The 12,848-nt window shown below is 35.1% G+C and carries 13 protein-coding genes and 1 other RNA gene; 4 read left to right on the forward strand and 10 right to left on the reverse strand.

Annotated elements, in window-relative coordinates; translation table 11 throughout:
• Position 1 precedes the first annotated feature (1 nt).
• From ABGT15_RS12125 to ABGT15_RS12135, 3 genes are all read left to right on the forward strand, one after another.
• Positions 2–292 carry a hypothetical protein gene (locus ABGT15_RS12125; RefSeq protein WP_367231705.1) on the forward strand — a complete coding sequence of 97 codons (291 nt, stop codon included), beginning with the start codon at positions 2–4 and terminating at the stop codon, positions 290–292.
• Positions 282–3,929, forward strand: a complete 3,648-nt coding sequence (locus ABGT15_RS12130) for a phage tail tape measure protein (RefSeq protein ID WP_367231706.1) — start codon at positions 282–284, stop codon at positions 3,927–3,929. The genes ABGT15_RS12125 and ABGT15_RS12130 overlap by 11 nt, the downstream gene beginning before the upstream one ends.
• A gap of 90 nt (positions 3,930–4,019) precedes the next feature.
• Positions 4,020–4,766, forward strand: a complete 747-nt coding sequence (locus tag ABGT15_RS12135) for a hypothetical protein (protein WP_367231707.1) — start codon at positions 4,020–4,022, stop codon at positions 4,764–4,766.
• An 84-nt stretch (positions 4,767–4,850) separates the two neighbouring features.
• On the opposite strand, the gene ssrA is transcribed toward ABGT15_RS12135, so the two are convergent.
• Positions 4,851–5,249: a transfer-messenger RNA gene (gene ssrA / locus ABGT15_RS12140) on the reverse strand.
• 204 nt (positions 5,250–5,453) lie between these two features.
• Between ssrA and ABGT15_RS12145 the strand changes: the two genes are divergently transcribed.
• Entirely contained in the window at positions 5,454–6,656 is a 1,203-nt protein-coding gene (locus tag ABGT15_RS12145; RefSeq protein ID WP_367231708.1) for an NAD(P)-dependent oxidoreductase, read from the forward strand.
• A 36-nt stretch (positions 6,657–6,692) separates the two neighbouring features.
• Here the strand turns inward: ABGT15_RS12145 and creD are convergent, their stop codons facing one another.
• The 9 genes from creD to ABGT15_RS12190 all read right to left on the reverse strand — a co-directional run bounded on the left by creD (position 6,693) and on the right by ABGT15_RS12190 (position 12,801).
• Positions 6,693–8,087, reverse strand: a complete 1,395-nt coding sequence (gene creD, locus ABGT15_RS12150; RefSeq protein WP_367231709.1) for a cell envelope integrity protein CreD — start codon at positions 8,085–8,087, stop codon at positions 6,693–6,695.
• 15 nt (positions 8,088–8,102) lie between these two features.
• Complete coding sequence (locus tag ABGT15_RS12155; RefSeq protein WP_367231710.1) at positions 8,103–8,405, reverse strand: hypothetical protein; 303 nt, start codon at positions 8,403–8,405, stop codon at positions 8,103–8,105.
• Position 8,406: 1 nt separating this feature from the next.
• Positions 8,407–8,862: a Coq4 family protein gene (locus ABGT15_RS12160; protein ID WP_367231711.1), complete on the reverse strand. Its 456-nt coding sequence runs from the start codon at positions 8,860–8,862 to the stop codon at positions 8,407–8,409.
• Positions 8,863–8,915: 53 nt separating this feature from the next.
• Positions 8,916–9,212, reverse strand: a complete 297-nt coding sequence (locus ABGT15_RS12165) for a winged helix-turn-helix domain-containing protein (RefSeq protein ID WP_367231712.1) — start codon at positions 9,210–9,212, stop codon at positions 8,916–8,918.
• A 4-nt stretch (positions 9,213–9,216) separates the two neighbouring features.
• Positions 9,217–9,879 (reverse strand): YiiX family permuted papain-like enzyme, encoded by a 663-nt coding sequence (locus ABGT15_RS12170; RefSeq protein WP_367231713.1) that lies wholly within the window; start codon positions 9,877–9,879, stop codon positions 9,217–9,219.
• A gap of 1 nt (position 9,880) precedes the next feature.
• Positions 9,881–10,489 carry a hypothetical protein gene (locus ABGT15_RS12175; protein ID WP_367231714.1) on the reverse strand — a complete coding sequence of 203 codons (609 nt, stop codon included), beginning with the start codon at positions 10,487–10,489 and terminating at the stop codon, positions 9,881–9,883.
• A 453-nt stretch (positions 10,490–10,942) separates the two neighbouring features.
• Positions 10,943–11,761 carry a 3-deoxy-8-phosphooctulonate synthase gene (kdsA, locus tag ABGT15_RS12180; RefSeq protein ID WP_367231715.1) on the reverse strand — a complete coding sequence of 273 codons (819 nt, stop codon included), beginning with the start codon at positions 11,759–11,761 and terminating at the stop codon, positions 10,943–10,945.
• Between the two features lie 92 nt (positions 11,762–11,853).
• Positions 11,854–12,321, reverse strand: coding sequence for a 2-dehydro-3-deoxyphosphooctonate aldolase (locus ABGT15_RS12185; protein WP_367231716.1), 468 nt, complete (start codon positions 12,319–12,321; stop codon positions 11,854–11,856).
• A gap of 3 nt (positions 12,322–12,324) precedes the next feature.
• A complete protein-coding gene (locus tag ABGT15_RS12190; RefSeq protein WP_367231717.1) occupies positions 12,325–12,801 on the reverse strand; it encodes a DUF4199 domain-containing protein in 477 nt (158 codons plus the stop codon).
• Positions 12,802–12,848: the final 47 nt, after the last annotated feature.

The raw sequence follows: 12,848 nt of genomic DNA on the forward strand, positions 1-12,848 counted from the left end.
GATGATTAAAAAAATATTCAAAAAAAATAAGCCTGTTAAAACAATGACCTGGCAGCAAGAAAGAGAAATTTTTTTGTTAGAAGGAGCTTACAAGGTTATAACAATGGCATGTAAATCACTTCGGTTTGATTACAATGAAGAATTGGTTTTATTATTAAAAAATGAGTATGACTATGAAGTTAACTCGGAAAACGCTGAGGTTTATGAATGGAGTTTAGTGTTCATTGAAACGGATGCTCTGAAATTTCTATCAAAAGCCGAAGAACTAAAACAACAGTATTATGGCAAATAAAAATGGGGTTATAACCCGAAAAGAAGTTATTGAAGATGATGCTCTTCATTGGGGAACAGAATATGTTAAAAACCTAGAGAAAGCAATCAGTAAAAACAATGAATTCAAGTCAAACATTTTGGAATTGGCAAAAGCAGCTAAAACTATGAAAAACGCTGGGAACAATTCAGAATTGTTAAAAGCACAGCAAAAGGAAGTTGAAATAATTAGTAAAACTAAAGACGTCTGGAAAGAGCAAATCCAATTGGAAAATCAACTTATTTCTATAAAAAGAAAGCAACAGCTGGCTTCAGAAAGCACAAACCAAGCGGTTATCAAAGAAAGGGTTGAGTTGGAAGTAATGAATAAAGCAATGAAGCAAGCAGCTCTGGAGAAATTAGGGCTTGTTGGCGCCTATCAAAAACTTAACAATGCCAGGACCGAAGCAAAAAATAAACTTCGTGATCTGATTGTTGCAGAAGGAGAAAATTCCAAGGCAGTAAAAGCTGCTCAAAAGGAATTTGACCAGTTGGATGATAAAGTAAGAAAGGCAGATAAAGCCGTTGGAGATTTTACTAAGAATGTGGGTAATTACCCCCAGATAGGAAAAATGACCGGAATGCTTAAAAATCTAGTTGGTGCATTTGGTTTAGTAGTTGGTGTTGATGCTGCTGCTCGTGCGTTAGGAGCTGCATTTGAAAAGATTAAAGAATTTGATCAGTCTGTAGCCGATTTACGAGCAATAACTGGTGCAACTGGAAAAGACCTTGATTACTTGAAAAAGAAAGCAATAGAGGTCGGAAAAGAAACAAAAGGCGGTGCTGTAAAGGTTGTTGAAGCTTATAAATTAATTGCTTCCGCTCAACCTGAATTATTAAACAATGTTCAAAACTTAAATAAAGTTACCGAGGCCACTTTATTACTTTCTAAAGCTGCCGGAATGGAATTACCTGAAGCGGCCACAGCATTAACTGATGCCATGAATCAATTTGGTGCCGATGCTAGTCGAGCTGCTGAATTTGTCGACGCATTGGCAAATGGTGCTAAGTATGGATCTGCTGAAATTCCGGAAGTAACGGATGCATTACTGAAATTTGGTGCGGTAGCCAAATCTTCGAATGTCAATATTCAGGAGTCCACAGCACTTATCGAATTGTTGGCTGAAAAAGGGCTAAAAGGAGCTGAAGCCGGTACTGCCTTACGAAATGTATTGTTGAAAATTTCTGCACCGGATGCTTTACCAAAAGATGCTCAAAAAGTATTTGACGGTTTGGGAATTTCCATGGAAAAATTAAAAGACAATTCCATTCCTGTCCAGGAGAAAATGGAAATGCTTAAACCTTTATTGAATGACAATGCTTATTTGGTAAAAGTATTTGGGGTTGAAAATGCCGTAGCTGCCAGAAATATTCTTGCAAACACTAAAAGACTTGAGGAACTTACAAAATACATGTATGAGTATGGAACGGCTACAGAGCAAGCCGGAATACGAACAGATACACTTCAGGGAGAAACAGAAAGATTATCTGCTGAATATGACAGTTTCATTATCTCATTGAATGAGGGCAAAGGTGCTGTATCCGGATTCTTTTCGCTGTTTATCTATTTGGCCAGAGAAGCGCTTAAAGATTTAGGCCGTTTGAATAAAGACTGGGATGAATTGTTTGAGGAAGCCAGGATGAAAGGAGCTGAAGCAGGTATTAAAAATGTGGATAAAGCTTTCAGAAGTTACACTCAAAATGGAATTAAAGACCAGGAAGCATTGAATTTAATAATGAATCAGGCTTCAATGCAATTGGGTGAATTTGAAAAGGCGCTAAATAAAAAGAATCAGGAGCTTGCTGATTTTAATCCTTATGCAATCAATTTTGGCAAAAGTGGTAAGACTTTGAAGGAAGAAAAAGAACGATTAGAAGCAGCTGTTGCTCAACAAAAATCGATCATTGAAGAAGCCAAGAAACGTATTTTGGAGATCACTACAAAAGCAGCTGAAGAAGAAACCAAAAAAGATGAAGATGTAACAAAACTTACTGAAGAAGAGCTTAAAAAAAGACTTGAGGCCTTAAAAAAAGCAAGAGCTGAATATCTAAAAAATCTACAGAAACAACTGGATGATGAATATGCGCTAATGAAGTTTCGTTTGGAGCGTGGCGCAGAGTTGAATCAAGAAATTGTGGATGATGAGACGAAATCTGCTGAAGAAAGGCTAAATGCTTATATGGAAGTAGAGCAACTGAAGAGGTCAGAAGCAGAATTAACCTTACAGTACGAATTGACTAAGAATGCTTTAAGTAAGATTGATGCAGAAAACACATCAACTGAAAAAATGAATGCCATCAAAAAAGATGCAGAACAAAAAGCAAAAGATCTTATCGCCGGTGTTAAACTTTCTGAAAATGCTACCAATGAAGAAAAGTTAATTTATGAAAAATTCCAAAAAGACAAGGAAGATATTGAAAGAAAGGGGGCAAAGAATAAGCAAGCTATTTTGGATTCAGAAGTTGCAAAAGTTCAGAAGAAAATTGATGCTGAACTCTTAAAACAAGATACTGAGTTACAAAATGCTTTGACTGCTGAAAACGAGCGATTCAGAATTTTAACGGAAGGGCAAGACAACATTGAAGCTGAAGTTGAAGCACATGAAAGAAGGGTTTTTGCGATTCGACAAGAGTATGCTAAAAAAGGGCTTCAATCCCAAATAGATGCGCTTCAGGAATTGGTAAAAGATGAAACAATTAGCGAAGATGAAAGAAAGAAAATTGAAAACCGAATAGCAAATTACAAAAGGGAATTATCCGAGTTGACCAATGAAAAATTCGCTAAAGACAATGAAAGTAGATTATTGTCAGAAGAGGAATTTGCTGATAGAGTGAAAGAGCTTTCAATGGAATTAAAAGATGAATTGGTTAATCTTTCTAATTCGATTTTTGATGCTAGAATTTCAAATATTGACAATGAAATTCAAAAAAATGAGGCTTACTATAATCGCCAATTAGAGCTTGCCGGAAATGATCAGGCTCAAAAAGATCTAATCACAAAAGAAGCAGAGAAAAAGCGCGAGGAACTGGAGAAGAAAAAACGTAAAGAGCAACACAAACAGGCTGTTTTCAATAAAGTAATGGCCGGGGTTGATATTGGTATAAAAACAGCACAAGCAATTGTGGCGGCTTTAGCAATTGGACCTCCACAGGGAGTTGTAATGGCTGCTTTAGCAGGTGCAATTGGAGCTGTACAATTAGCTGCAGTGTTGGCCGCACCTATTCCTAAATATAAAAAAGGTCGTAAAGACGGACCAAAAGAAGTTGCATTTGTTGGTGATGGTGGAGTTCATGAGGTTATTGAAAGAAAGACCGGTGAAATAGAGCTAACACCTAATACCGATACTTTGGTTCAACTATATGCCGGGGATAAAGTTCACAGTTCCGTCGAAGAATATCAACGTGCAATGCGAGCCGCAAACATGGCTTCTTTGGCATCAGAAAAAAATCAATTGAATGCTTTTATGAATCAAAATAATGATTTTGACAGGTTGGAGAAAAAGATTGAAGAAGGCATTCAAAAAGGGTTCAAAAGAGCAAAAATAAATATTAATAATAATGGTGACAAAATCGACATTCCACATGCTATTTGGAAAGCCAAAAACACTAGTTGGGATTGATGATAATCAGGATATCCTTATATTAGCAATAATTAACATTAAAAATATCCCTTATCAAGGGATATTTTTATTTAAAAAGGAAACAATTTGATGAAGAAACCTGGAACTATTTTTTTAATGTCATTTGCTTTTTTGTTCATGCTTTTTTTATGGTTAATGGGGTCCTTACAAAAAGGTAGTTTTTTGACCAACGATAATGTAAATACACTTTTTACAGGGTTTGGAATCTTTGGATTATTGATAACAATAATCATACAGCAAAAGCAAATATTGAGTAATGAAGAAGATATTAAGAAACAAAAGGAGATAAATTTAATTCAATTATTTGAAAATGGGTTTTTTATTTTATTCAATAATTACAGAGATGCAAGAAGTAATATTCATCATGATAATTTAATGCGTAAAGTAAATTTAACATCAAGGGTTGATACATTTACATATGACTCTATAGGTAGAGTAACAGCAGATGGTCCAAATTTCTTTGATAAATTAGAGGGGTGTTTTGACAATGTTAATTTTTTTCAAGTTTTTAATTTTCAAGGAGGATACAATGTTTTCCATTTTGCATTTGATCCAATTAAGAAATCAATGGAAGCATATCATAGTTCACTTTTCTTATTAATTGATTATATTTTACAATCAGAATTAAAAAGAGAAAAAAAATTATACTATTTAAATTTTATATTTGGACAATCATGGGGTTATGAAAATAGATGGCTGTATATATATTCAATATACAAAAAAGATTCAGCATTGTTTGAAATGTTTAAAAAATTTCCGGAGATAAGGATTAAGGGAATGGTTAATGAAGATTATGAGTATTTTTTTAATAGCTAAATGATTTTTACCGTACAGTAATCGTACATATTTAAAAAACACAAAACCGCAAAAGCTTTAAAATTAGCTATTTGCGGTTTTTTAATGTGGAGTCGGAGAGAATCGAACTCTCGTCCAAACAGGCAATCGAAGAGCTTTCTACACGTTTAGTTTCCGATTGGATTTTCGACAGGAAGCAAGGCCGGAAACCGCCACTTTCTGCTTAGCTTTATCAGTGTCAGAACGGATTTAAAACATTACCGTTCCTAGGTTTACTTTTACGGTTCCCCTATATCAAGCGCCATAAACCAAGGCTTTTGAGGAGAATCTAGCTTTCCGACCTGGTCGGAACTAGGCAAATCTTACTATAATTCAGATTAAGCAGCTAAAGCGTAATTATTTTCGCCGTTTATAAGTTCGTACCCTTGATATTTACGAGCCAAAAGTACAATGCTCGACGTGCTTACCGTCCAATTCCACCCGCTGTCAAAACCAGTCGACCCCGGTTAAAAGATGATTAATGAAATGCAAAAATCAAACCACAAATATAAAGTATTTAAAATTCAATAAAAAATAATTGCACTTCAATTCTTTAAATGTTACATTTGGACGAAAATAAACAAAAACAAACAAAACTAAACAGTTGAAATTGCATTATTGTTATAAAAAAATGTAAAACTATGTAAATTTCACAAAGATTGCCTTACAATGAAATTTGGAATAATTAAAGAAAGAAAGAATCCACCGGATCGTCGCGTGGTTTTTACGCCTTCGGAACTGGTTAGGCTTAAAGAACTGTATCCTCAGGCTGAAATTAAAGTAGAGTCATCTGACATACGCATTTTTAAGGATGAGGAATATACTGCCTTGGGTTTTGAAGTAACTCAAGATGTGTCTGATTGTGATGTATTAATTGGAGTAAAAGAAGTACCTGTTGACGCATTAATCCCAAACAAAAAATATTTTTTCTTTTCACACACTATTAAAAAGCAAGCCTATAACCGAAAATTACTTGTAGCCTGTCTTGATAAAAACATTGAATTAATTGATCATGAAACCATTGTAGATCAAACCAGCCACCGTTTAATCGGTTTTGGTCGTTATGCCGGAATTGTTGGAGCGTATAACGGTTTCAGAGCATTTGGAATTAAATATGATCTTTTCAATTTGCCTAAAGCCGAAACTTTAGCTGATAAAGCAGCTTTAATTGAACGCTTACGTCGTCCTATGTTGCCGCCAATTAAAATCGTTTTGACAGGGCACGGAAAAGTGGGCATGGGAGCTAAGGAAATTCTGGATGCCATGAAAATCAAGCAGGTTTCTCCTGAAGATTATCTGACGAAAACCTACACCCAACCGGTTTATACTCAGATAGATGTATTAGATTATAACAAGCGTACAGACGGTCAAAAATTAGACAATAAAGATTTTTATACCCATCCGGAAAGTTATACTTCTGATTTTGAGCGATTCACTAAGGTGTCTGATATTTTTCTGGCAGGACATTTTTACGGAAACGGAGCGCCGGTTATCTTAACAAGAGAAATGCTTAATGCCGCTGATAATAAAATTAAAGTAATTGCAGATATTTCCTGTGATGTAAACGGTCCGATTGAATCGACTTTGAGAGCTTCAACCATTGCAGAACCTTTGTATGGTTATTATCCAAGCCAAGGTGTAGAGGTTGACATCAATCACCCGGGCGCAATTGTAGTGATGGCGGTTGATAATTTGCCTTGTGAACTGCCGAAGGATGCCAGTGAAGGTTTCGGTGAAATGTTTTTAACACACGTTATTCCAGCTTTTTACAATGATGATAAAGACGGAATTCTGCAAAGAGCCAAGATTACCGAAAGCGGTAAATTAACGGAAAGATTTAAGTATCTGCAGGATTATGTAGATGGTAAATAATAAAAGCCCCGATATTTAATCGGGGCTTTTTGTTTTTTATGAATTTCCGTTATTCCAGTCTATTTTTCGGGAGAAGTACATTACCAATCCGAGTATGATAAATAAACCGATGCTTCCGACTAACAAAGCATAATTTTCAAGTTGGATGATTACATAAATGAAGGAATACAGTCCACCAAGCGCCAATCCGATGAACATTGGGAATTTCTTCGTTTTTAAGAAGGAAATCGAGTAAAGTACAATCATTGCAATAACCGCGAGGGATGCAATCAAATACGCTAGCGAGAAACTCGAATGTTCTGTAATTGAGATTAATAGCGTGTAAAACATAATCAGGGCAAGGCCTAACATCGTATATTGAAAAATGTGAATGTTGATTTTATTTACCGACTGAATCAGAAAGAAAATCAGAAAGGTCAAGCCGATAACCAGAAAACCGTATTTAACAGCGCGTTCGTTCTGTTGGTATTCGTCTACGGTTTCAATCAGTTTTACACCAAAGGAGTAGCTGTTCAAATTCGGAACTTTGCTCACATATTGTTGCGAAAAGGAACGGTTAATGTCTAAAATCTTCCAATCGGCATGAAAACCTTTATCATTTATGGATTTTGTGGTGTCATTAGCGGCAAACATTCCTTCAAAGCTTGGTGATTCCCAATCTGAATTTAGGTTAACTTGTGTTGTTTTTCCAATCGGAATGAATTTTACACTGTTGCTTCCGTTGTATTTCATGGTAAAGTTGAAAGCAAGTCTGTTGTTGGCAGCGAGTGTTTTATAATCAAAACGATTGGTTTCTAAAGTGCCGTAAAAATTGTCTTCTTCTGCTTTCGATTCAAAATTAAAGGTTTGGTTGTTCAGTTTAATATTTAAATCACTTTTAATACTTTTCAGATTTGTGGTTTTTACTACTAAAGCCGCTTTGTCCCAAAGTAGATCTTCTTCTTTTATGCCCAGTTTTTCGAAATTCAGTTTGCCGAAGCTTCCGTCGAATTTCATATCAGCCGTATACACTACATTGTTGTAAATACCTCTTTTTAAGGATGTATTCTTTTTAATGTTGGATGTGTTATTCAATTGATCCGGAAAAAAATAGGCGTAATCCACCGTAGCTTTTCGCTCAATAATAGTTTGTTTTGTTTTGGAATCAATTACGGATGTTTCAGAATACGATTTGTAAGGAACTCTTAAAATAGGGCCATAGAAAAACACGTCTTCTCCCCAAAGTTGCGTGATTTCGCTTACTACTTCTTTTTTGCGTTCGGATCGTTCAAAAATTAGTTCTTCCACAAATGAAAGTGGTATTAAAAGCACCAGCGTAAGAATGCCGACCATTATCATTTTAGCTGTATTCGATTGAAAAAATGAAGTTTTAACTGCAATGTTTGCAATCGGTTGGTTGTGCTGTTCTGTTTTTTGATTTTCGTTTTCCATGATTATTGTTTTTGATTAATTAAAGAGGATGTACATATAAAGGGCTGTAACCGGTATGTTAGCGCATAAAATCAATGCTCTTTGAAGAAAGAACTGCCAATGTTTCCACTGAATACAGAGTAAAGAAAGAGTGATGAGTAATAATATCGCATTTATGGCTATAGCAATCAGTACAAAAAAGTAACCGATAATAAAGACAAAATCAAAGCTTTTAAAGGATAACCCCAAAACCAGTAAAAGAGTTCCGGTGCCAAAACTCGCTAAAGCGGTATAATCGGTTAGTTTGCCAAAATTTTGTTGTGATGAAGTAAGTTGCATTTTATTGAATGTTAAAGGTTTGTCTGATGTTTGCCATTGGAACAAATAATAATTTTTCAAAATTGAGATCGTAGAAGCGATGTGCTTTTTTACCTCTTTTATATTGTCTGATAAATTCTCGGATTTGTGTCGAATAAAAAAGTGTTCCGCTTAGAATAACCATGAACAAATACAGGCTTTTTTTGCCATTGCCCAAAAGATAGTATTGCATCGCGATTTCGTCTTCCACAGTAATTCCGGTGTTGGTTAGAATGTGAATGATGTCATGATCTTCCAGTTTTGATTGGATGTTAAAGTTGTTGTCGTTCAAGAATTTACCGAGATTTTGTCCTAATGAATCGGTTGGGTAGGCGAGCAGTTCGGATTTGGTTACTTGCCAAGGTTTATTCGTTTTGACGTATTTCTGATAAGGAATCTTACTGATTTCGTACATTTTTTCGATGATTTTATCTTTCATATTCACAGTTTAAAAGTACTTTGAAATTCAAAGTTTTTAAATAAAAAAATAGATTAACTCTTACTGATTAATTTTTCAAGGGCCTCAATATGATCCTGAAATGCTTTTTTCCCTTCGGCAGTTGCCCGGTAACTGGTGTTTGGTTTTTTGCCAATGAACTGCTTTTCCACTACGATATAATTTTCCGCTTCTAAGGCTTTGGCATGGCTGGCTAAATTTCCGTCGGTTATCCCTAAAAGCTCTTTAAGTGTCGAAAAATCAGCTGATTCGTTCACCATCAATATCGACATAATACCCAAACGGATACGATTGTCAAAAGCTTTGTTTATATTTTGGATAATGTTTTTCAAGTTATTAATACGTATCAATTACGGTTTCCAATACATCTGAGTTAACAAGTTGCGATGGTGCAACAACCTCCTCATGGTAAGGAATGTTGTTTCCGTAACGTTGTTTCATTATTTTTTGGACTTTAGGATCATTTAAATTAAAGTCTTTTAGCGTTTGAAACGAACAAAGTTTAATATTTGCCCCTTCGTTATAGATTTTCCATACCAGTTCAGAACAATATATTTTGTCATCTGACCATTCGAAATATGCATCGTAATTTTTATTTAAATACAGTTCACCTTTTTGTTTCATTTTGGAGAGGGTAGGCGAATTTAAAACGGTTTCAGCATTTTTCAATCGTTTTACCAAATATTTTTTATCCTTTCCATGATTTATCCATTCTTCAATCGGGGTTATTTTTATAGGCTGTACTGCTTCATAAACATATTTTTTGCCATTGATAGCATAAACAAGTCCACAATGAGAAAATTTGGAATTGGTTGTAATCTGAATCGCTTTACTTTGTTCTGATTCTGATGTTTGAAAAATAATGTCACCTTCTTTTAGTAAACCCAATGATTTTTCTTCTAACGTTTTAAATCCATCATTAACGGCAATAGAATTAAAATAGCCGACGAGGTAAATAATGCCTAAAGTGCAAACCATAATTAATGCAATTTTTTTCATGCTATTTTCTGTCGTATTTATAATGCATTACAGTTCCGTACACAATATGGCAAATTCCAAATCCGAGCACCCAAAAATACAAACCATAACCGGAAAATTCAACGGCCAGTAGACCAATAATTATTTCAGTGATGCCTAAATAGCGAACATCTCGGAGTGTGTATTTACTGGCATTTACGCAGGCTAACCCGTAAAAAATCAATGTAGTTGGAACAACTAAGCAGAAAAATTCGTTTCTAGTTAGCAGTATTGCAAAAATTCCGCCGGTAACCAATGGAATAAAAAAGTTGATTAGCAAGCGTTTTGAGGAAGCATTCCATACTTTTTCACCTACCTTTTTTGCTTTGTTTACGGTAAGAATGTACGCAGTTACTAATGAAGCAACTAACACACACAAAGCGGTCAATAAAATTAGTTTGAATGTTTGACTTTCGAGTGTGATATAGTATTCCGTGTGATTCTCAATAAGAAAATAAGCGATAACTGCTCCGATAAGCGCATAAACACCGGCTAAAATTCCGGACAAACCACTTAATGAAATGAATTGAGATGATTTATTCATCAATTCTTTGATTTCTTTCAGATCCTGTAAATAATTTTGAGTATCCATATAAAGTACTTTGAAAAACAAAGTAAGTTATATTTTTTCATCTGAACAAATTTTTTTTAGTATTTTTAAGCTATGAAACCCACAGAAGTTTACATTTTAAGGCAACCTGCAAATTATCAGGAAATTATGCTTTTTGTTTGTGATGTAGTTGAACGACTTGTACCGGAATCGGAATTGCTTTTTAAATGGGGAATACCATATTTTTATTTGAAAAAGAAGCCTTTTATCTATTTGGCACCCAATCATAAAAAGGGATTTTAGATATTGGATTCGCCAAAGGATTTCAATTAACGAAAAATCAAGAATACTTAATTGATGAAAACAGAAACACGGTAAAATCCTTACGCTACCATAAACTTGAAGAAATTGAATTGACTGTTTTGGAAGCAGTGATTAAGGAGGCTGAACTGTTATATAAATAAAGAGCCCTTGATTTTCAAGGGCTTTTATAATTTAGAATTTGTTTATCGTTTGGCGTATGGCAACCAATTTCTCCATAAGACCTTCGAATAAGTCTAGGTGCAACATGTTGGCACCGTCACTTTTTGCGTTAGCGGGATCAAAATGGGTTTCAATGAAAATTCCGTCAACCCCTACGGCAATTCCTGCTTTAGCAACGGTTTCAATCATTTCAGGACGACCGCCGGTTACACCCACCATCTGGTTTGGCTGTTGTAAAGAGTGGGTTACGTCCAAAACGGTTGACGCAAACTGCTGCATGGTTGGAATCCCTCTGTAATCCACAATCATATCCTGATAGCCAAACATGGTGCCTCGGTCTGTTACCATAACGTTCTGGTTGTTACAGTCTATAACTTTCTGAACCGCATGCTTCATACTTTCCGGACTCATAAATTGTCCTTTTTTAAGGTTTACGGTTTTTCCGGTGTTTGCAGCGGCTACCACCAAATCCGTTTGGCGTACTAAAAATGCCGGTATCTGAAGAATATCAACATATTCGGCAGCCATAGCGGCATCTTGTTCTGTATGAATATCGGTAACCGTTGGTACACCGAATTCGCGGGATACTTTCTGTAATATCTTTAAAGCTTTTTCATCACCGATTCCAGTAAAACTGTCAATACGGGAACGGTTTGCTTTTTTGAACGAACCTTTAAAAACGTAAGGGATTTTTAATTTGTCGGTAACAGCAACGGTTTTTTCAGCAATGCGCATGGCCATTTCTTCACCTTCGATGGCGCAAGGTCCTGCCAAAAGGAAGAAATTGTTACTGTCTATATGTTTAATTTGAGGTATGTTTTGTAAATTCATAGTTGTGTTTAAAAAAAGTTGTACAAAGATATAATAAAAAAACCTTCTAATGAAGGACTTAGAAGGCTGTAAATCTTATAAAATTCTTAAAATTACGGTCTGTTTAAAATCGATTTTTTAATAGTCAACCCATTGGGACACATAATTTTACCTCTTTCGAAAATATTAAAGTACATTTTAAGAGGTTTGCTCTGACCAGCCCACGTTACTTCATATACCGACAATAAACCACCACCAATTTTATTGTTGGCAGTAGGGAACGGGCAACAGCTTTCTGTTTTTTTATAGGTAAGTGTTTCACCGTTAGGACCTTCTAAAGCATTAAAATAGTAATTGATGAATTTTTCCTCGTTTATTTCCATGATAAACCCGATGTTAATGGGGTAATCGGAATCGTATCCGTATTTTTTATCGGAGGCATATTCTTTAATCTGATAAGTATCATCTTTAATTACTGGTTTAATGGTGGTATTATCGATGTTTTTAATAGTCGATTTTGTACTGATGCAGGACGTAATTCCCAAGCCTGTAATTAAAATAAAGAGAATTCTTTTCAGCATAAATTATTTGGATTTTGTTAGGTATGAAATAACACCGGAGCAAAGCACTCCAAACGATAAGCCCATGGAAACAGCCTGCATAATGTAGCTGTTAAGGTTAAAATATGCTTCGGCATCAGCTTGTGCCATATGGCTTTTACTAAGGGTGTATGCTATTGCATTTTTAAAATAATCCGGCGATATAACGTTTAAGGAAATATATTGTGTAAGCGGCGTAAACAAAGTAACAATAACTGTTATGATTAATCCGCAGATGAAACCTTGTTTCCAGGTTATGGTTCCGTTATAGAAGTTGTTTTTTTTATCGCGAATGGCCAGATAATATAAAGGGATAATGATAAAAATGATCAGCATACTGAATAAAGGGTGCCATTTTATGTTTGCGTCGTGAAGTCCAAGGGTTTTCTCCAAAAGAATCCATGCTAAACCTGTAAAGATGGAAATGGCTGCCCATTTAAATTCAATGGTGAAATTTTTCATTGCTCTTTATTTTTGTTTTCAAAAGTAGAAGAATATTTTTATAGAAA

It is taken from the genome of Flavobacterium enshiense, from assembly GCF_040750275.1.
In the GTDB taxonomy this organism is placed as follows: Bacteria; Bacteroidota; Bacteroidia; order Flavobacteriales; family Flavobacteriaceae; genus Flavobacterium; species Flavobacterium enshiense_B.